Genomic DNA, 19,858 nt, shown 5'->3' with positions numbered 1-19,858 from the left:
GTCTGTGCGGTGTCGGTCTGCGTGATGACGCTCATGGTGCTACCCCCCGGAGGTGTTTCGGCTCACTACCTCCACCCTGTCGAACGTCCTGTGAAAACACCAGGTAATCGATCGAACACCACCCGAACGAGAAGAGCGGCGCAGAGCGTTGACGCCCGACCCCTGAGACGTTCTCCCCCACGCCGACGAAATGAGGGGTTTGCGCCACGTGACGGGGCAGGCTTGGGTGCATGACCACGCTGGTGACGTTCGGACATGGCACCGCCGGGCGGGAGGAGTTGGTTCCGCTGCTGCGCGGGGCGGACGTCCGGGCCGTCGTTGACGTACGGACCGCGCCCGGGAGCCGACGCAACCCGGACGTCGGACGAGACGCGCTGGTGACCTGGCTGGACGAGGCAGGACTCGCCTACCGCTGGGAGCCACGGCTCGGCGGTTTCCGCCAGGCCGCGGCGGACTCGCCGGACGTGTTCTGGGAGAACGCCTCGTTCCGCGGCTACGCCGGGCACACCCGGGAGCCGGAGTTCGTCGCGGCCATGAACGAACTGCTACGGCAGGCGGCGGAGACCGAGTACACGGCCGTGATGTGCTCCGAGGCCCTGTGGTGGCGCTGCCACCGCCGCCTCATCGCCGACTTCGCCGTCCTGGCCCGCGGCGCGACCGTACTGCACCTGGCCCACAACGGCCGACTCGACGAACACCGCCCCACCGAGGGCGCCCGGCTCCGCGAGGACGGGTTGCTGTTCTACGACCGGGTGTGAGGCAGCCCAGCCACGAACGCCCCCCAGGCAGCGGCCGGAATGAGGAGCACGGGCCCGTCGGGCCGCTTACTGTCCCGGACGGGGACGACGCCGGGGAAGCCGGTAGCCACTTCGAGGCACTGACCGCCGCCCGAGTCGCTGTGGCTGCTGCGCCGCCAAGCGGCGGCGTTGAGCTGTGCTCGGGAGATGTGCCCCATAGCGGCCCTCCATCACAGAGCGGATCAGGTCGAGCGACAGGTGCTCCGGCAGAGCCTGCGCCGCGATCTGATCGTAGTCCCTGGAACAGGCCCTCACCTCGGGCAACTCCGCCGTGAGATGCCCGAATCCGTGGCCCTCTCGATAAGCCGTCTGGGCATCGTCCGGCAAGGTCAGCAGCGTCAGCGAGGACTCCAGCGAGGGGTGACCACCGGATGCGAAGGGGAGCACCTGAATGGTGATTCTGGGATCCGCCGCCATTTCCAGCAGTCGAGCGAATTGAGTCCGCATGACCTGCGGCCCGCCCAAAGGCCGTGCCAGCGCGGACTCGTCCAAGATCATCCGGAACTCCCGCAGGTCGGGATCGCAAAGACGAGGCTGGCGCTCCATCCGGGCCGTCAGCCGTTCCTCCAGATGTTCCTCCGATCGAAGATCCGGGCCGAAGCCCAGCAGAGTGCGGGCGTAGTCCTCCGTCTGGAACAGACCATGAACCACCTGAGTCAGGTAGGTGCGAACGGATGTCGCCACGGCCTCCTGATCCAGATGCAGCCTGGCGAAGTTCGGGAACGCCTCGCGCCTGACGTGCGGGGTCAGCTCGGCCAGCAGGCCGTCGGTGCGGAGCACCTCGTCGAGTTTGGCGGAGAGCTCGACGGTCGGCTTCGCTCCCGTCGCGCGTTCCAGTTGGTTGATGCGGGCGGCGACGACGTGGACCTTCGTGCCAAGCCAGCGTTGGGTCCACCCGGCCTCCAGGCGGTACTTCCGGAGGCGTTTGCAGTAGAGCGCGCCCATCGTGTCCATGGGATCAAGTTCCCTGGCGTCCCTGGCGTCCTTGGCCATGGCGTCACTTCCTGTCCTTACCGCGGAACGCGGTTAATCGCTCACCCCTGGTGAGGCTAGGCGGACGGGACGAGTCTCTTGGGGGAAAGCCCGCGTAAATGCCCGGAAAGGTGATTACCGCTGTGGGAGTAACATCCGAAGCTCATCAGGTGTGCGCCGAGTTGCGGCGCGAACTCGCCCGGCGCGGGGTGGAGCTGCCCGCGTTGTCGCCGTTGGCGGAGTTGGACATGTCGCCGGCGCACGCGCGCGAGGTCCCCGTCATCTGGCTCGGCTGCTGCCGGTTGCCGACGGCCCTCCGGCTGCTGGAGTTGCTGCGCCGGGTTCCGCCCCACCGCGACCTGGCCACGGCGGTTCGGGAGGCCAACGCGCAGAGCGCCCGCGCCCGGCTGATCAACGGCGGGTGGTCAACGGCGGGTGAGGCCGGCCGCCACGGCTTGGCCGGTTTCGCGGGCCGTGAGGTAGGGGCGGACGTCGTGGGCCTGGGCGCCGTTGTGGACGGGCAGGTCGGTGACGCGGTCGCCGAAGCGCGGGGCCAGCGTCTTGACGAGGGCGACGACGTCGCCGCGGTCGGCGATGTTCGTCCAGCGGCTCACGGACGCCGGCCAGTGGGCGCGGCCGTCGGTCGGGGCCGGGAGCAGGCGGTCGAAGACGACGTTGCGGATGGCGAGCGGGGAGCCGAGCGTCACGAGGGCGATGTCGCGCCATTCGGGACGGGCGGCGGCGAGCGTCTCGTAGGCGACGACCGTGCCGAGGGAGTGGGCGACGACGACACGGGTCTCGGCCGTGACGAGCGCGGCGAGGCGTTGCCGCACGGCGTCGCGGGTGGCCGGTTCGGTGAGGTAACGGCGGACCTGGCGGAGGCTGGCGATCATCAGTCGCTCGCTGAGGCCGGCGAAGAAGGCGGAGTGGCTGAGGGCGTCCAGGGCGCGCTGCACCACGTGCGGGGTGCGCAGCCGGGCGCCGGGGTCGCGCGGCCCGGGCACAGCCGGCTGCTGTTCTGCGGCGTGTTCCCACCAGGCGAGCAGCAGATCCCGCTCCACCGGGTCGGTCACGTCGTCGGCGGTCAGCTCCGGGAGGCCGACGCCACGGTGTCCGGGCGGCCGGAACACGTCGCCGTAGAACGCCATCGAGACGGCGGCGCGGTCCGGCGGAGTCACGCCGTGCAGGGCGAGCCCGTCGGCCAGGGCCGGGTACCAGTCGTCGAGCAGGCTCTCGGGCCCGCGCACCTGCTGGGCTATGCCATGGACGAGAACGACGGCGGTCACGGGCGGTTCCCCGGCTCACCGGCGCCAAGGTCCTCCAGCCGCAGGGCGACCACCCCCTTGTCCGTGCCGACGCAGAGGTCGCCGTCGGAGGTGAGGCAGAGGTCGTAGATCGTCGCGCCGAGGTCGATGTCGGCGCGGCGTGTGCCAACGGGCACGTCCCAGACCCGCAGCGTTCCGCTGCCCGCGGCCACCGCGGTGGGATGGTCGTGGACGTTGACGAGCCGCACTTTGGTGACGAAGTGTGGAAGCGGATCCAGCTCGACCCCCGCCGGCGCCCCGCACTCGATGTCCCAGAATCCCAGCTTCCCCCTGTCTTCACCCAGGAACAGAACATCTCGTCCATCGATCTGTCCGATGTCCATGGTGCGTGCCCACCCGAGGGCGGTGTCCGGACGCCACCGACCAAGGGGCCGACCCGTGAGGATGTCCCACATGCGGACCGTGCCGTCGAAGGACGCTGTGGCCACCACCTCGTGGCCTCCGGCGGTGCCGAGACACAGATCGGTGATGCTACCCGTGTGGCCGGTCTCCGTTCGGAACAGCGCTTCCTCGGTTTCCACGTCCCAAGCGCGCATCTCCAGGTCCTCCGAGATGGCGACCACCACACCACGCCCGTTAACCGTGCCGGCCGCGATCCGTGCCCACTGACCGTGGAGTCGCAAGTTCCGACGACGTCTCGCCAGGTCGACCACCTCCACCGCGGTCCAGGCGCACTGCACGACGTTCGTTTGACCGACCGTGTTCACGTAGGGAAAGAAGTACGTCGAGCCCTTCGATGTCAGGACGTGTTCGGCGATCTGCCGACCGTCCTTCAGGAGGTGCTGTCGAAGTGTGCCGTCCCACGTTCCCGTGATCAGCGACGCTCCCCGCTGCAGCGGGGCGGGCACCACTGTCTGGAACCGTCGGTCCTCACCACACAAGGGCTCACCCCGAGGCTCCAACGTGGCCAGGTCCCAGACACGAACCTGCTCGGAATGGGCGATGACCGCGATGTCTGAGCCGGTGAGGCGGCCGCTCGCGAACACTCCGGAGCGCGTGGACAATCTCGGACGGGTCTCGCGTCCCACCAGTTCCTGCCCGGTGCCCAGCTCCCAGACCCGCGTGAACCCGCCGTGGTCCAACGTCACGATGACGGGTTCGTCCGCGACCGACGCAAGGTGGCAGGTGGTGGGGAGAAAGCCGAGACCGGAGGTAGTCGCGATGGGATCGCCAGACCTCACGTCCACCGCGACCACCGCGTTGCCCATCCGTCCGACGAGCGCCACCGGTTGTTCGCCAAGGAATCCGAGTCCGACCGCGTCCGTAGCGTCCATCACCTCGTCGAGGTCAAGGTGTCGGACCCGACGCGCCAGCGGTGCGTCGTCATTGAAGCTCACCTCCCAGAGGTAGGCGTGGTCGTTGCGGGTGGCTACGGCAATCTCGAGGGCCTGGCCGGCGCGGCGGACCGCCATGTGGCGAATCGATCCCAGGTGTCCGATCAGTGGCTCCATGAGGGCCTGGCAGGAGTCGAGGTCCCACACACGGATGGTCCCGTCCTCGCTGCCGCTGACGATGACCGGCCGCGTGCCGAGCCTGCTGACGGCAAGGTGAGTCACCTCGTTGGTGTGCCCGGTGACGGGCGAATGGAGCGATCGTCCGGTGAACGGGTCCCACACTCTGATGGTGCAGTCCGAGCCGCCGGTGACGGCGACCGCGTCCCTTCCTCGTGTGCCGAGGGCGACGGCGACCACAGAGCCGGCGTGGCCTTCCATGGGCCGACCGATCTGGACGCGAGCAAGGAGGTCCCAGGCGCGGGCAGTGCCGTCCGCGCTTCCGGTCAGCGCGAGGTGATGGCCTCGCACGGGGGCGCACGCCAGGGCGGTCACCACCCCTGTGTGACCGGCCGCCGGCTGGTCCGCGGTCAGGTCCCAAAGACGGGCAGTGCGGTCGCCAGCGACCGTGACCGCCATGGCACCGTCGGAACGCTCGACCAGCGCGCTGCTTCTCATCACCCGTGTATGGCCCTGCAACGGATGGTCCAGCTGACGCAGCGTTCGTAGGTCCCATAGCCGAGCGTCCATCTTCCCACTGGTCAGCGCGATGGGACGCCCATCGAAGACACCGATGGTCGCAGAGGTCACGCCCTCCCAGTCCGGATTGACGTGGGCCGTCAGCGGCTCGCCGATCTGCTGGCGGGTGGACAGGTCCCAGAGACTGAGCATGCCCGCGACGTCGCCGAGCAGGGCCAGGGTTTGCCCGTCTCGTTGGCCGATGGTGACGGCGCTAATGCTGTCGCTGTGGCCGGTGAGCAGAATTCCGTCATGAGGTGTGTGAACGGTACCGAACAGGCCGGAGAGGTCCCAGACGTAGGCGCGCTTGTCCTCGCCGCCGGTGATCGCGATCGGTGTTCCGTCGACCGTGCCGAGGGCGCAGGCCGCCACCGTGCGCTTATGTGCAGCCAAGGCCGGCCCGAGCTGGCGCCGTTCGCGCAGATCCCAGAGGCGAGCCGTGCCGTCGCCGCTCGCGGACAACACCACGGGTCGCCCGTCGACGACGAGCGTCGCCAAGTCCAGGACGTCGCTGGTGTGTCCGGTCAGCGCCGCACCGAGTTCGTGTCCAGTTGACAGGTCCCAGACTCGGATGGCTCCGCCCACACCGCCCACGAGCGCGACGGTGTAGTCGTCCACCTCGCCGATGGTGACCGCGCGAACGGCGGTACCCACAATCAGTGGCTCACCGATCTGTTGTTGTGTGGCCAGGTCCCAGACCCGCATCGTCTTGTCCCAGCTCCCGGTCACCGCGATGGAGCGGCCGTCCAGGTCGCCGACGGCGACGCATTCCACGGCACGCGTGTGCCCGCTCAGCACCCGGTGCGTTCCGCTCGTCGACCACCACGCCCAGCGGGCCGTCCACGGCAGGGCCATGCCGAGGTCGTTGACCCGGTCGGCCAGGGCGTCCGCTCCGCAACGCCTGGCCGACAGCTGCAGGTCGGCGGCGCGGTCGCTCAGCGTGGAGGCGGCGTCGCCGAGGCGGTGGGCGATCTGTTCGTAGGCGCTGCGGATGCGGCGGTGGGGGTCGCCGGGTTCGCCCTGGACCGAGCCCAGCGCCCGGAGCAGGGCGAGCGGTTCGCTGGCCAGCAGGAAGCCGGGGTCCTCGATGAGGTCGGGGAGGCGGCCCGCGGCCTCGGCGTGGGTGGCGAGGTGTTGGCTGACGTAGGGCGGGGCGGCGAACCAGTCGGGGGCGGTCCGGTCGCCGGGGCGGGGCGCCATCGACGTGAGGGCGTCGACGATGAGGCTCTGGAGTTCCTCGGCCGAGCGGTCGGCGGTCGCGCGCAGGTGTTCGGCGAGCGCCTTGTGGTAGAGGCGGTAGGCGGAGCGGCGGTCGCCGTCCGTCACCTCGGCGACGTAGGCCTCGGCGACGTCGAGGACCCAGGTGATGTCGTTCTCGGTGCACTCGACGGCGGAGATGACGGAGCTCAGCGTCGTCCAGACGCGCCCCCTCGGCAGGCCCTTGCCCTCGGAGAACGCCAACGCCAGCAGCATCCGGCGGACCCGGGGCTCGTCGGGGCCGAAACGGGCGAGGTAGTCGTCGAAGGCCTCGCCGATCTCGCTGGGCAGCGCCTCGGCCCAGCCGGGGCGCGCGACGTCCACCGGGGTGGCGTCGGAGCGCAGGGTGCGGGCGGTGGTGCGGGCGTAGAGGTAGACGCCGGCGGCGCGTTCGGCCACCGCCGCCGCCACCGTCCCCGCCAGGTCGGGGCGTGACCGGTAGGGGGTGCGGACCTCCGGTTCCTCGGCGGCCAGCAGGACCCGGGTGACGTAGCCGGCGACGTCCCGCTCGTTGGCCCGGTAGTCCGGGTGGTCCAGGTCGAGCACGGTGAGCGTGGGGCCGAGGCTGGTGACCAGTTCGCGGCGGGTGCCGATGAGCAGCCGGACGCCGGGGATCTCCGACATCGGGCGCAGCAGTTCCCGGGCGATCCGGCGCGGTTCGCCGTGGCCGCCGGAGTCGGCGGCGGTGTCCGAGCCGGCCTCGTCCACGGCGTCCACGACGATGACCACGGAGCCCTGCCGGCCGCGCCGGGTGAGCTCCTGGAGCAGCGCCGCCGTGCCGTCGGCCTCGGCGCCGAGGGCGTCGGCGATCCGGGCGACGACCTCCTCCAGGCGCTTGTGCCGGACGTGGACGGCGGCCGTCACGCAGCCCTCGGGGATGACGGTGGCGGCCGGGACGCCGGTGAGGTCGATCCGTTCGCGGTACACCGGGTCGGACAGGGCGGCGATCCGGCCGAGGACCGCCGATTTGCCGCAGCCGGGGCTGCCGGTGATGACGCGGCCCTTGCCGTCGCCCTCGGGGGCGGTGAGCCAGGCGACGAGCTGGGTGAGGACGCCCACCCGGCCGCTGAAGTACAGGCCCTGCTCCGACTCGAACTCGACGCCGCGGGAACGTGGGCCGAAGTGCTCGGCCAGGTCGCGGTCTCGTTCCCGGTCTGTGGCGCGGCGTTGGATCTCCAGGTCGGTGCCGACCGGCGGGAGGTCCTCGCGGAAGCCGGCGTTCGGCAGGAACGGCGCCAGGCCGGTGACCAGGCCGCTGGCCAGTTCGGCGCGCTGGCCGTGGTCGTCGGCCTCGAAGCGCTCGTTGACCGCCTTCACCAGCTCGGTGAGGTCGAGGTAGCGCTGCCGCTGGCCGGTGCGTTCGGTGGTCGTGGCGATGGCCTCGCGCAACGCGCCGGGGAACGCGCCGTCCTGAGCGACGTCCCGGCGCCGGGAGGAGGCGAGGAAGTACAGGGCGGTGGAGACGTCGTTGCCGCTGTGGCGGTAGGCGAGGGTCTGCAAGGCCACGGCGGCCGCGTCGGCGCTGCCCGCGCCGCCCGAGCAGGTGTCCAGGACGATCAGCAGCTGGCGGAGTTCGCCGCGGCACAGGATGCGTACCAGGTCCTCGGTGGGCAGGGCGGTGGCCGCCAGGTTCTCGTCCTCGGAGTCCCAGCAGAGCAGGTAGTGCCGGTCGCGTTCCTCGACCACGCCGTGGCCTGCGAAGTACAGCACCACCACGTCGTCGCGGGTGAGGCGGGCGTCCTGCGACCAGTGGCTGAGCTTCTGGCGCAGTTGCTCGGCGCCGTCGTACTCGCCGAGTCCCGGCAGGACGCGCTGGTAGCCGAACGACTCGAACAGCGCGGCCATCTGTCCCACGTCCGCGGACACGTGGGTGAGCTGGTCCTGCTCCGGCAGGTTCCGGTACCGACCGCTGCCCATCGCGAGGAAGAACCGGCGCCCCACGTCCCCCAACCCCATTCCGGCCCCAACCCCGTCCCGGCCAGTCGAGAGCCGGCCCGCTCGCGTCGTGCCGCACCCCTGACCGTTGCGGAGTGCTCAGCCAACAGTAGTCACCCGGGCACGGGGCGGGGAGCGGTTGCCGGCCGGGGAGTTGAACCGAACGGAGTGGCTCGCCTCCGTCGTAGCCCTCCGGCGTAGCCCTCCGTCGTAGCCCTCGCGGCTGACCCGGATGTCCGTCGCGATGCCGACCGGGCGGGGACCGGGCGGGGACCGTGGGGGGACGCCGAAGGTGGGGCGGTGCGCGGATGGTGGGGGTGGCGGCGTTCACGCCGGTGCCGTCCGGGTGACGCCGGCGCCGCCGGGAGCACAGGCAGCGCCAACCCCGGACGACGCGCCGTCCGGCGCGCAACCGTAGGATCCCGGCCGACGTGGTATCGGGCACAGCGCGCGAGGGTTGACCAGAGGGGCGAGAACATGACGGTGAACGTGGACTTCGATCCGCGGGCCAGACGACGGCGTGGACTGACGGCTGTCCTGCTCAACGGGACGGGCTGGGGCCTCGGGTTCGTCTACCTACGCCTGTGGGGCAAGGCCGTCAGGTACTGGATCGCCACCGTCCTGCTGATCGTCCTCGCCAACGCGCTCAACGCCAGCGGCACCCCCGTGGTCTGGCTCGTCGTCTACGCGCTGTGGTTGCTCGGCGCCATGTTCAGCGGCTGGCGGCACGGCATCCGGGGCGAGACGGCCATCATCCGCGCCCCGGCGTACGCGCCGGTGGTCGGCGCCGTGGTGCTGGCGCTGGTGGCGGCCGGCCTGGTGTTCTACCGGGCGACGCCGGCCGGCGAGTTGGACACCGCGGACGCGGCGCACGCCGACGGCGACTGCGCCGAGGCGAGCGACCACTACGAGCGGGCATCGGCGTCGCAGTACGAGTTCCTGCTCACCCCGGTGCTGGCCGAGGCCAGGGACGGGCTGGCGGCCTGCGAACTGCTGCTGGTCTCCGAACGGGCCGCCGAACGGGGCGACTACGCGGCCGCGCTCGGCGGCTACGAGGAGTACCTCGCCGGCTACGACGGCGCGCCGCCGTTCGCGGACGCCGCGACCCGGGTCCCGGGGCTGCGCCTGGAGTCGGCCGACGCCGTCGCCGAGCGGGCCGCCGAGGCCGACAGCTGGGAGGGCGACGACGGCTACCTGACCGCGATCGAGGCGTACTTCCAGTTGCGCGCCGACTACCCCGACTCGCCCGAGGCGGGCCACGTCGAGGAGCGGGTGCGCGGGATCTACGACGCGCGCACCGCGCCGCTCGCCGACCAGCGGTACTGCCAGGTCACCGACGCGCTGGAGCAGTTCGCGGGGCTCGCGGACCAGTTCGACGAGCCGGAGGCGCGCGACCTCGGCGAGCAGGCCAACGGCGCGCTCCCCGAGGCGCACTACGGCTGTGCCAGCGCGCACCAGGACAACGACGAGCCCTGCCAGGCCGCCCCGGAGTTCGAGGCGGCCGCCACCGCACCCGCCGCGTCCGAACGGATGGCGGACCGCGCGGGCTCCGCGCTGCGCGAGACGCTGTTCGACTGCGGTGAGGCGCGTTACCAGGCCGGTTCCTACCCCGAGGCCAGGGACGTGCTCCAGCGGCTGCTGGACGACTACCCGGACGACGCGCACGCCGGCGAGGCCGAGGACATGCTGATCAGCATCGACATCGCCGAGATCAGCGAGGACTCGAGCACCGGTGAACTGCCCGACCCGGACCAGTCGGGCAGCGGCGCGGCCGGCGTGGCCACCGTGGAAATCGAGAACGGCTCCTCGGAGACGTTGGAGATCCTCTACACCGGCCCGGAGACCGGCCGGACGACGATCGACGCCTGCAGCGGCTGCACGGCGACGCTGTCCCTGTCCCCCGGCGACTACGAGGTGGTGGCGCGGGCCAGCTCGGACGCCTCGGTGACCCCGTTCTACGGGACCTGGGAACTGAACTCGGGGTACGAATACTCGAATTACTTCTACATCACATTCTTCTGAGAGCCGCCCTTACCGGAACCGGCCCCCGGCGGCGTGGGTAGAGCTCGGACATGACTACTGACGATGACGTCGAGGACACCGAGAAGCACCACCCGGCCCGGTCATCGGGAGGCAGACGCAGACCGTTGGCGGCGGCGCTGGACACCGGGGAGCGCCACTCGCCGGGAGACAAGCGCAGACCGTTGGCGGCGGCGCTGCTCAACGCCAGCGGGACGGGGGCCGGTTATCTCTTCCTCGGGAGCCGGGTGCTCGCCGCCGCCTCGCTGGCGGGGACCGTGCTGCTGCTCATCCTCGCCAGCGTCGCCAACGCCTCCGACCGGCCGGGCGTCTGGGCGTTCGTCTACCTGCTGTGGCTCGCCGTGTCGGCGGCCGGCGCGTGGTGGCGGGCGCTGCCGCGGCGACCGAGACCCCCCGGACCGCCCACGGCGCAACCCGTCTGGCCGGGCGCGGCGACCGGTCTCGGCGGCGCGGAGCCGGCCACGATGGCGCTGCGCACCCCGGCACTTCCGGACCAGCCACCGGGACAGCCACCGGCCGAGCCGCCCACGGTCGCGCTGCGCACGCCACCGCCCCCGAACCAGCCGCCGGCCGAACCGCCGACCCGTCCGCCCACCGAACCACCCGCCGAACCAGCCACGGTCGCGCTGCGCACCCCGCCGCCCCCGAGCCAGCCACCGGACCAGCCGCCGGCCCATCCCCCCACCCAATTCTCCGCCCAGCTACCGGCCCAGCCACCCGCACTGCCGCCGGCCGAGCCCGCGACGGTGCAGCTCGGTGCGTCCGGGTCTCCGCCGCCGCCCACCGGGTGGCGGCCGTTCGCCGTGGGGGTGCTGCTGCTGGTGCTGGTGGCCGCAGGGTTCGCGGCGTTCCGCACGGTGCCGCAGCGCGCGTTCGACGAGGCGCAGGACGCCCACGCGGCCGGCGACTGCGAAGCCGCCACCGACCACTACGAGGACGCCCAGAACGGCCTCTACCAGTTCACGCTGACCCCCGCACCCGCCGACGCCCGCCGCGAGCAGGCCAACTGCGAGCTGCTGCGGGACGCGAGCCGCCGCGAGGAGGCGGAGGAGTACCCCGAGGCCATCGCCGGCTTCCAGGACTACCTGGACCGCTACGCCGGCGGCGCGCCGGTGTGGACCGACGCCGACGCGCACCTGGCCGGGCTCCGGATGGACTACGCCGACGCGCTGGCCGACGACGCGCTCGCCGCCACGGGCGAGACCGGCGGCACCCGCTACCTCGACACGGTCGACGCCTACGCCGCGGTCCGCCAACACCACCCGGACTCGCCGGAGGCCGAGGCTGTGCCCGGCCGGCTGGACGAGCTGTACGCCTCGGGCACCCAGGCGTACGCGGACGAGCGGTTCTGCGCGGCCATCGACGAGCTGCTGCCGTTCGCCGACTTGGACGCGGAGTCCCAGTCGAAGGACGCCGCCGACCTCGCGGCCCGGGCCGAGGAGGCACTGCCGCAGGCCCACTTCGGCTGCGGCGAGATCCGCACCGGCGACGACCGGCACTGCGACGCCATCGACTCCTTCCAGCAGGCGGCGGACACCGCAGAGGCCGCCTCCGCCCTCGCCGACGACGCCGGGCAGTCGCTCAACGAGGCGCGCTACGACTGCGGCACCGCGCGCGCCGCCGCCGGCAACGCCTGCCAGGCGGTCGAACCGTTCGACGACGTGAACGGCGCCGGACTGGTGAATCGGGCGCGCGCCGGCCTGCGCGACGCGCTCTACGACTGCGGCGTCGCGCGCTTCCGCGACCGCGACCACGACGGTGCCAGGGAGTCACTGCGCCGCCTGCGCGACGACTTCCCCGACTCGGCCGAGGCCGACCAGGCCAGGGACGTGCTGATCGCCGTCGACATCAACGAGATCAACGGCCGCGACCCCGACGGGCTGCTGCCCGGCGGCAGCTTCGCGGAAAGCTCCGTCGGCGGGTCGGTGACCATCGAGATCGTCAACGTCTCGTCCGAGGAGACGGAGATCCTCTGGGCCGGCCCCGAACACGGCTCGATCACCCTGCCGGCGGGCCCCGGCGGCGGTGAGTCGTCCTGCAACGACTCGGGACTGCCCACCCGGACCATCTCCGTGCCGACCGGCGACTACCAGGTCGCGATCCGGACGGTCGGCGACACCTACGACGTCACGGAGCCGTACGCCGACGTCTGGCACAACGACCCCGGCTACATCTACGAGTACTGCACCTGGCTGGAGGACTGGTCGTTCCCGTACGAGATCCCTGACTACGGCGACCAGGCCAGTTGGGGCGCCGGCTGGGGCGTGGGCTGGGGTGACGGGCTGGCAGCCCGGGAGACCTCGGGTCAGATGCCGAGGACCAGCTTCGCGGTGGTGAAGTAGATGACGAGGCCTGTGGCGTCCACCAGGGTGGTGACCATCGGCGCGGAGACGACTGCCGGGTCGATGCGCAGCTTCTTGGCGAGCAGCGGCATGGTGCCGCCGACGGTGGACGCCCAGGCGCAGATCACGATGAGGGTGAGGCCGACCACCGTGGCGACGTCCCATCCCACGAAGAACGAGCCCACGACGAAGCCGAGCACCGCGAGCATCGCGCCCAGCAGCAGCCCGGTGCGGCATTCGCGCCAGATCACCTTCAGCAGGTCGGAGGTGCGCACCTCGCCGACGGCCAGGGCGCGCACCGCGGCCGTCGCGGCCTGCGAGCCGGCGTTGCCGCCGGTGCCGATCAGCAGCGGTACGAACAGGGCGAGTTGGGTGACCGACTCCAGTTCGCCCTCGAACGCCTGCGTCACGGTGACGGTCAGGGTGGCGGCCACCAGGAGCAGCATCAGCCACATCATCCGGGTGCGGGAGAGCTGGAAGACGCTGGCCGACATGTAGTGCCGTTCCAGCGGCTCGGAGCCGGACTGCCTGGCCACGTCCTCGGTGTCCGCGGCCTCGATGACCTCGAACGCGTCGTCGCTGGTGAGCAGGCCGACCAGCCGGTCCTCGCTGTCCACCACGGGCAGGTCGAGGACGTTGGTCTCGCGCACCAGCCGGGCCGCGTGCTCGGCCGGGTCGGTGGCCCTGGCCCGGGGCGGCTCGGTGACCACCAGGTCGGAGACCATCGCGTCCGGCTCGCTCAGCACGAGCTCGCGCAGTTCGACGATGCCGGTCAGCCGGCGGCCCCGGTCCACGACCGGCAACGTGTAGATGGTCTCGGCCTGGGCGCCGCGGCGGCGCACCACCTCCAGCGCCTGGCCCACCGTCAGGTCCTGCTGCAGCGCGACCGTCTCGGGGGTCATGAAACGGCCGACGGAGCCCTCGGGGTAGCCGAGCAGGGCGGCGGTCATCTGCCGCTCGTGCGCGCTCAGCCCGGCCAGCACCCGCTTGGCGACCTTGGCGGGGGCCTCCTTGAGCATCCGGGCCCGGTCGTCCGGGTCCATGTGCTCGACGAGGTCGCGGAACGCCTGGTCGCGCAGCCCTTCGAGGATCTGCTGCTGGTCGACCGGATCCAGTTCCTCGAAGACCTCCAGGGCACGGTCCTTGTCGAGCAGCCGGAAGCTGACGACGGAGTTGACCTCGTCCATCCGGGCGATCTCGTCGGCGATGAGGTGCGGAGGCTGGGTCTCCAGCCACTCCAGGGCACCGGCGAGGTCGTGGTCGTCGAGCAGGGCGGGAAGATGAGTCATGGCGGCAGAACCCCCAGCAGGCGGAAGGCGATCACGGGCATCCGGGGTACGCGCACACGCCGACCGCCCCAGGCGCACGACCATCGGGGGCGGTAACCGCCGGAGCGGGGCCTACCGGGAGCGTGTCTGCCTGGGCGTACTGGCGCGGCGCGGGGGATGACTAGGAGGTTCACTGCGCATCGCAGCATCACCTCCCGCCGTGTCGTCGGCCCACTCGTCAGCCGGGTAACCAGTCGTGCCGTTCGTCGCGACACCGGCCCTGCCGGCTCGCCGAAACCATTCTTCAGGGTACAAGGCATCGGCAACGATCATCGCAAAAATTCCGGCATATCGGACGACGACCGTCATCGTTACCGTGAAGGTTTCGGCCTGTTCACGGCCCGTGCTCCCGGACCGAGCCCGGGCTCACGGCACGCCCAGGTGGCGCAGCACGGCCAGCACACGCCGGTTGTTGACCCGTTCACGGCACGCCCAGGTGGCGCAGCACGGCCAGCACGCGCCGGTTGTTGACCCGTTCACGGCACGCCCAGGTGGCGCAGCACGGCCAGGACGCGCCGGTTGTTGTCTTCGGAGGCGGGGAGTCCGAGCTTGGCGAAGACGGCCGCCACGTGTTTCTCGACGGTGCCAGGGGAGATGACCAGCGTCTGGGCGATGGCGGTGTTCGAACGGCCCTGCGCCATCAGGGACAGCACCTCGCGTTCCCGGCCGGTGAGCTCACCCAGGTTCTCGGCGCGGCGGCTCGCGCCGGCCAACTGGGTGACGACCTCCGGGTCGAGCGCCGTACCGCCGGCGGCCACCCTGGCCAGCGCGTCGGTGAACTCCGCCACGTTGGCGACCCGGTCCTTCAGCAGGTAGCCGACACCGGCCGAACCGTCGGCGAGCAGGCGGGTGACGTAGCGGGTCTCGATGTACTGGGAGAACAGCAGCACGCCCGTGCCCGGGAACGCCCGGCGGACGTCGATGGCCGCGCGCAGGCCCTCGTCGGTGTGGGTCGGCGGCATCCGGATGTCCACGACGGCGGCGTCCGGCCGATGCTCCGCCACCGCCACGCGCAACGCGTCCGCGTCGGACACGGACACGCACACCTCGTGGCCGCGCTCCCCCAACATCTGGCCGAGCAGTTCCCGCAGCACAGCGGCGTCCTCGGCGATCACCACGCGCATGGCGGCATGCTCTCACGCGCGGGGACGGGGAAAAGGTAATAGTTGGCTACCGCGCACATTCCGGGTCCCTCCTCATGCCCGCAGCGGCAGCAGGACCGTGACCGTGGTCGGGCCGCCGGCGGGGCTGGTGACGTGCAGGGTGCCGTCCACCGTGCGGACGCGTTGGAGCAGGCCGGCGAGGCCGGTTCCGCCGCCGGGGCCGGTGCCGATCGCGGCTCCGCCGTGGCCGTCGTCGGTGATGCGCAGGCTGAGCGTGTCGTCCTCCTCCGTGAGTGACAGGACGGCCCGGCGGGCGCCGCTGTGCTTGATGACGTTCGCGAGGAGTTCGGCGGCGCAGAAGTAGGCGATGGTCTCGATGGCCGCGGTGGGGCGGACGGGTACGTCCACCGTCAGCTCGACCGGCACCACGCTGCGCGCCGCCAGGGTGGCGAGCGCGTCGGGCAGGCCGTCGTCGAGGACCGGCGGGTGGAGGCCGCTCGCGAGGTCCCGCAGTTCGGCGAGCGCCTCGGTGGCGTTGCGGTGGGCTCCCTCGATCAACTGGCGCAGGCGGGTCGGGTCGATGACGGCCTGGTCGTCGCGGCCGAGGTTCTCCCTGGCCATGTCGAGGCCCATGGCCAACGCCACGAGACGCACCTGCGCGCCGTCGTGCAGGTCCCGTTCCAGCCGCCGCAGCAACGCCGCCGAGTCGTCGACCGCCAGCGCCCGGGTCTCCTCCAGGTCGCGCACCCGCTCGGCGAGCGGGCTGGCGCCGAGCAGGGCGCGGGTCAGCCAGCGGTCCACCGCCACCACGCCCCGGGTGAACCAGGGAGCGACGAGCAGGGTGGCCGCCCCGATCGCGACGGCCAGGGTCGTGCCGGGGAGGGTCTCGATGTGCGGGGCGCCCCCGAACGGCAACGGCGTGAGCACGGGCACGTTCCCCGAGTCGACGGACCCCGGGTCCTGGCCGAACACCACCCAGCGGACGGGGGTGGTCAGGTTGACCAGCGCGGTGAACCAGCAGCCGACGGCGTACGCGCCGAAGGCGGCCGCGGGCACCTTCGCCACCACGTACGCCACCGCCCGCCAGCCGGCGGCGTCCCGCAGCCGGACGTCCAGCCGGGCGAGCGGCCCGGCGCCCGGCCGGATCCGGACCGGTGGCGGCGCGGCGATCCGCTCGCCAAGCAGCCAGCCGGCGAGACCGCGGTGGGCGGCGGCGAGGGCGCGGGCCAGGCCGATGCCCGTCACCGCCAGCAGCAGCCCGAGCGCCGCGCCGACCAGCGAGAGGGTGAGGCCCACGCCGAGGGCCAGCAGGAGAACGACGAGGACGAAACCGGCGAGGGTGAGCGGGAAGCCGAGCACGCAGTAGGCGAGCTCGGCCCAGGCCCGCCGGGTGACCGGCGTGCGCACGGCGGTCCGGGCCCCCGCGACCACCCGTTCCCGGGCCGCCGGTTCCCCGGACACCCGGTCCCCGGACACCCGGTCCCGTGACGACGGTTCCCCGGACGCCGGTGACATTCAGGCGTCCCGTCGGGTCAGCGACCAGCCGGCGGCGGCCAGGGTCGCGGTCGTGTAGAGGCACAGCATGCCGAAACCGGTCCAGGGTGACAGGCAGTCGGCCACCGGCTTGGCGACCGCCAGCGAGTTGGCGGCGATCGTGGTCGGGAAGTAGCTCGCGACCGTGACGCCGGCCAGCCCCACGGTGGCCGCGGGCAGCACGTAGAAGACGCCGACCAGCGCGCCGATCCCGCCCGCGGTGTGCCGGGTGAGCGCGCCCAACCCGATGCCGATCAGCGTCACCTGGGCCAGGTACACGCCGGCGAGCACGACCGCGCGGAACACGCCCGGATCGCCCAGGGAGGGCGCGGTCACGGCGTCGGTCAACGCCGCCCGCCCGGCGAAGAACGTGACGAAGGCGACGACCTCCCCCACGGCGAGCGTGACCAGCCCGAGCACGGCCGTCTTGGCGGCCAGCACCAGCGGCCGGTTCGGGATCGCGGCCAGGGTCGCGCGGATGGTGCCGGAGGAGTACTCGCTGGTCATCGAGAGCACTCCCAGGACGCCGACCACGAGCTGGCCGAGCGCGACGCCCGCCAGCACGTTGTTGGTCGGGTCGAAGGTCGCCCTGGCCGCCGCACTCGACGGGACGGAGGTGTTGGCCATGGTGACCACGCCGATGGCGATCATGCCCACGACGACGAGGAGCAGCGCCCACACCGTCGAACGCAGGCTGCGCAGCTTGATCCACTCCATCCGCGCCGCGTGCGCGAGGCCGTAGTGGCCCGGGCCCGTGCCCGGTGCGGCGCCCGCTGCCGTGCCGGGCACGCCGGTCAGACTCGTCACGGCCGCCTCCCCTGCTGGCTGGTGCTCTGCCGAGTGGGGCTCTGCTGGCTGGGGCCCGGAGAGCCGGCGCCCGGGTAGCTGGCGCCCTGGTACTCGGCGCTGTCGCTGGTGAGTCGGAAGAACGCCTCCTCCAGGGACCTGCCGTCGGCGGTGAGTTCGGACACCGAGGTGTCGGCCAGCAGCCGGCCCCGGCCGATCACCACCAGATGGTCGGCGGTGAGCGCCATCTCGCTGATGAGGTGGCTGGACAGCAGCACCGTCCGCCCCTCGGCGGCCAGTTCCCGCATCAGGGTGCGGATCCAGCGGACGCCCTCCGGGTCGAGCCCGTTGACCGGCTCGTCGAAGAGCAGCACCGCCGGATCGCCGAGCAGCGCGGCCGCGATGCCCAGTCGCTGCGACATGCCGAGCGAGTACGAGCCCGCGCGCCGGCCGGCGACGTCGGAGAGGCCGACGATGCCCAGCACCTCGTCCACCCGGCGCGCGGCGATCCCGTTCCCCGCGGCCAGCGCGGCGAGGTGCTGGTGGGCGCTGCGTCCCGGATGGCAGGCGCGCGCCTCCAGCAGGGCGCCGACCTCGCGCAACGGCCACGGCAGCTCCCGGTACGGCCGGCCCGAGACCCTGGCGTGCCCGGCGTCCGGCCGGTCCAGGCCCATGATCATCCGCATGGTGGTGGACTTGCCTGATCCGTTGGGCCCGAGGAAGCCCGTCAGGGTGCCGGGCCGGACGTCGAAGCTCAGGGCGTCGACGGCGACCGTGCTCCCGTATCGCTTCGTGAGACTTCTGGCCGCGATCATCGCCGGGCCCCGCTTCGGGTGTGGTGCCTGTCCAGCTTGTCCATGCGGAAAACGCTAGGCGCGAGCCCACCCGGCCCGGAACGAGGCTGGCTGGGGTCTTTGCTGGGGGATACCCCCCAGCGGGGCTGGCCAGAACGGCGAGGCGAGTGAGGCAAGCAGGCCGGTGACCAGTCCCCCGGAACAGCAGAGCTCAGACGGCGGGCCACCAGCGCCCGGGACCGGGCCCTGGACAAGCAGAGCTCAGACCGCGACCCGCTCCAGCACGGGTGAGTCCGGGGGCACCGCTCCCTGGTCGGTCGCCGTCTGTTCCGGGCTGACGATGATCGCGTCGCCGGCGAGGGCGGCCAGGGCCGTCTCGAACCGTTCCGGGGTGTCCGTGTGCAGGGTCAGCAGCGGCGCGCCGGCGGTCACCCGGTCGCCCGGTTTGGCGTGCAGTTCGACGCCCGCGCCGGCCTGCACCGGGTCCTCCTTTCGGGTCCGGCCCGCGCCCAGCCGCCAGGCCGCAACGCCCACGGCGTACGCGTCCAGGGTGGTCAGCACCCCGCTGGCCGGTGCGGTCACGGTGTGCCGTTCGCGCGCCTCGGGCAGCGGCGCGTCCGGGTCGCCGCCCTGCGCCGCGATCATCCGGCGCCACACGTCCATCGCCGAGCCGTCCGCCAGCGCCCGCGCCGGATCGGCGCCGGAGATCCCGGCCGCCGCCAGCATCTCCTCGGCCAGCGCCAGAGTCAGCTCCACCACGTCCCGCGGCCCGCCGCCGGCCAGCACCTCCACCGACTCGCGCACCTCCAGCGCGTTGCCCGCGGTCAGCCCGAGCGGCGTGGACATGGCGGTCAGCAGCGCTACGGTCCGCACGCCGTGGTCCTCGCCGAGCCCCACCATCGTCTCGGCGAGCTCGCGGGCGTCGTCCAGCGTCTTCATGAACGCGCCGGAGCCGACCTTCACGTCCAACACCAGCGCGCCGGTGCCCTCGGCGATCTTCTTCGACATGATCGACGAGGCGATCAACGGGATCGACTCGACCGTGCCCGTCACGTCCCGCAGCGCGTACAGCTTGCGGTCGGCCGGCGCCAGCCGCTCGCCGGCGGCGCAGACCACCGCGCCGGTCGAGCGCAGCACGTCCAGCATCTCGTCCGGCGACAGGCGCGCCCGCCAGCCGGGGATCGCCTCCAGCTTGTCGAGCGTGCCGCCCGAGTGCCCGAGGCCGCGCCCCGACAGCTGCGGGACGGCGGCGCCGCATGCCGCCACCAGCGGGGCCAGCGGCAGGGTGATCTTGTCGCCGACGCCGCCCGTCGAGTGCTTGTCGGTGGTGGGCCGGTCCAGCGCGGAGAAGTCCATCCGGTCGCCGGTGGCGATCATCGCCGCCGTCCAGCGGGCGATCTCCGTGCGGTCCATGCCGTTGAGCAGGATCGCCATGGCGAGCGCGGCCATCTGCTCCTCGGCGACCTCGCCGCGGGTGTAGGCGTCGACGACCCAGTCGATCTGCTCGGGGGCGAGCGTGCCGCCGTCGCGTTTGGTGCGGATGACGCTGATCGCGTCGGTGGAGCTCATGGGGTGCTCTGCTCCTGGTCTGGCCGGCCTGTGCTGTCGGGGTCGGGCTCTGGGGCGGGGGCGGGGGC

The 19,858-nt window shown here is 72.3% G+C and carries 11 protein-coding genes and 2 pseudogenes; 3 read left to right on the top strand and 10 right to left on the bottom strand.

The annotated features are described in order from the left end of the window. The first annotated feature begins 230 nt into the window (after positions 1-230). Positions 231-758 carry a DUF488 domain-containing protein gene (locus ABGB06_RS39020; protein ID WP_347600373.1) on the top strand — a complete coding sequence of 176 codons (528 nt, stop codon included), beginning with the start codon at positions 231-233 and terminating at the stop codon, positions 756-758. Here the strand turns inward: ABGB06_RS39020 and ABGB06_RS39015 are convergent. From ABGB06_RS39015 to ABGB06_RS39000, 4 genes and pseudogenes are all read right to left on the bottom strand, one after another. Continuing rightward, a complete protein-coding gene (locus ABGB06_RS39015) occupies positions 743-955 on the bottom strand; it encodes a DUF397 domain-containing protein (protein WP_347600371.1) in 213 nt (70 codons plus the stop codon). The genes ABGB06_RS39020 and ABGB06_RS39015 overlap by 16 nt on opposite strands. 31 nt (positions 956-986) lie before the next feature. After that, positions 987-1,742, bottom strand: a pseudogene (locus tag ABGB06_RS39010) (helix-turn-helix transcriptional regulator); the annotation flags it as partial. A 452-nt stretch (positions 1,743-2,194) separates the two neighbouring features. Continuing rightward, positions 2,195-3,055 (bottom strand): hypothetical protein, encoded by an 861-nt coding sequence (locus tag ABGB06_RS39005; RefSeq protein ID WP_347600368.1) that lies wholly within the window; start codon positions 3,053-3,055, stop codon positions 2,195-2,197. Next, the gene (locus tag ABGB06_RS39000) at positions 3,052-8,316 is read right to left on the bottom strand and encodes a caspase family protein (RefSeq protein WP_347600365.1); all 5,265 of its coding nucleotides are present in this window, start codon (positions 8,314-8,316) and stop codon (positions 3,052-3,054) included. The genes ABGB06_RS39005 and ABGB06_RS39000 overlap by 4 nt, the downstream gene beginning before the upstream one ends. Positions 8,317-8,772: 456 nt before the next feature. On the opposite strand from ABGB06_RS39000, the gene ABGB06_RS38995 reads away from it, so the two are divergent. After that, complete coding sequence (locus ABGB06_RS38995; RefSeq protein ID WP_347600362.1) at positions 8,773-10,317, top strand: hypothetical protein; 1,545 nt, start codon at positions 8,773-8,775, stop codon at positions 10,315-10,317. Positions 10,318-10,367: 50 nt separating this feature from the next. Next, a complete protein-coding gene (locus ABGB06_RS38990; protein WP_347600359.1) occupies positions 10,368-12,677 on the top strand; it encodes a tetratricopeptide repeat protein in 2,310 nt (769 codons plus the stop codon). Here ABGB06_RS38990 and mgtE read toward each other — a convergent pair. The 6 genes and pseudogenes from mgtE to ABGB06_RS38960 form a co-directional block, all read right to left on the bottom strand. After that, complete coding sequence (mgtE, locus tag ABGB06_RS38985; protein WP_347600356.1) at positions 12,641-13,966, bottom strand: magnesium transporter; 1,326 nt, start codon at positions 13,964-13,966, stop codon at positions 12,641-12,643. The two genes, ABGB06_RS38990 and mgtE, sit on opposite strands and share 37 nt — an antisense overlap. Before the next feature lie 515 nt (positions 13,967-14,481). Further along, positions 14,482-15,129: a response regulator transcription factor gene (locus tag ABGB06_RS38980; RefSeq protein ID WP_347600354.1), complete on the bottom strand. Its 648-nt coding sequence runs from the start codon at positions 15,127-15,129 to the stop codon at positions 14,482-14,484. A gap of 72 nt (positions 15,130-15,201) precedes the next feature. Further along, positions 15,202-16,569: a sensor domain-containing protein gene (locus ABGB06_RS38975; RefSeq protein ID WP_347600351.1), complete on the bottom strand. Its 1,368-nt coding sequence runs from the start codon at positions 16,567-16,569 to the stop codon at positions 15,202-15,204. Between the two features lie 54 nt (positions 16,570-16,623). Further along, positions 16,624-17,448: an ABC transporter permease gene (locus ABGB06_RS38970; protein WP_347600348.1), complete on the bottom strand. Its 825-nt coding sequence runs from the start codon at positions 17,446-17,448 to the stop codon at positions 16,624-16,626. A 155-nt stretch (positions 17,449-17,603) separates the two neighbouring features. Continuing rightward, positions 17,604-18,242, bottom strand: a pseudogene (locus ABGB06_RS38965) (ATP-binding cassette domain-containing protein); the annotation flags it as partial. 240 nt (positions 18,243-18,482) lie between these two features. Beyond that, positions 18,483-19,790 carry a thymidine phosphorylase gene (locus ABGB06_RS38960; RefSeq protein WP_347600345.1) on the bottom strand — a complete coding sequence of 436 codons (1,308 nt, stop codon included), beginning with the start codon at positions 19,788-19,790 and terminating at the stop codon, positions 18,483-18,485. Between the last annotated feature and the right edge of the window lie 68 nt (positions 19,791-19,858).

The organism is Streptomyces sp. B6B3, from assembly GCF_039871525.1.
Classification (GTDB): Bacteria; Actinomycetota; Actinomycetes; order Streptomycetales; family Streptomycetaceae; genus Streptomyces.
Note: the sequence above shows the minus strand (reverse complement) of the source record. Positions and strands in the feature narration are given on the sequence as shown.

Bases quoted from the DNA above. Each gene is read 5' to 3' on its own strand.
- ABGB06_RS39020 (WP_347600373.1), top strand. From the start codon at position 231: ATGACCACGCTGGTGACGTTCGGACATGGCACCGCCGGGCGGGAGGAG.
- ABGB06_RS39015 (WP_347600371.1), bottom strand. From the start codon at position 955: ATGGGGCACATCTCCCGAGCACAGCTCAACGCCGCCGCTTGGCGGCGC.
- ABGB06_RS39000 (WP_347600365.1), bottom strand. From the start codon at position 8,316: ATGGGGTTGGGGGACGTGGGGCGCCGGTTCTTCCTCGCGATGGGCAGC.
- ABGB06_RS38995 (WP_347600362.1), top strand. From the start codon at position 8,773: ATGACGGTGAACGTGGACTTCGATCCGCGGGCCAGACGACGGCGTGGA.
- ABGB06_RS38990 (WP_347600359.1), top strand. From the start codon at position 10,368: ATGACTACTGACGATGACGTCGAGGACACCGAGAAGCACCACCCGGCC.
- mgtE (WP_347600356.1), bottom strand. From the start codon at position 13,966: ATGACTCATCTTCCCGCCCTGCTCGACGACCACGACCTCGCCGGTGCC.
- ABGB06_RS38980 (WP_347600354.1), bottom strand. From the start codon at position 15,129: ATGCGCGTGGTGATCGCCGAGGACGCCGCTGTGCTGCGGGAACTGCTC.
- ABGB06_RS38960 (WP_347600345.1), bottom strand. From the start codon at position 19,790: ATGAGCTCCACCGACGCGATCAGCGTCATCCGCACCAAACGCGACGGC.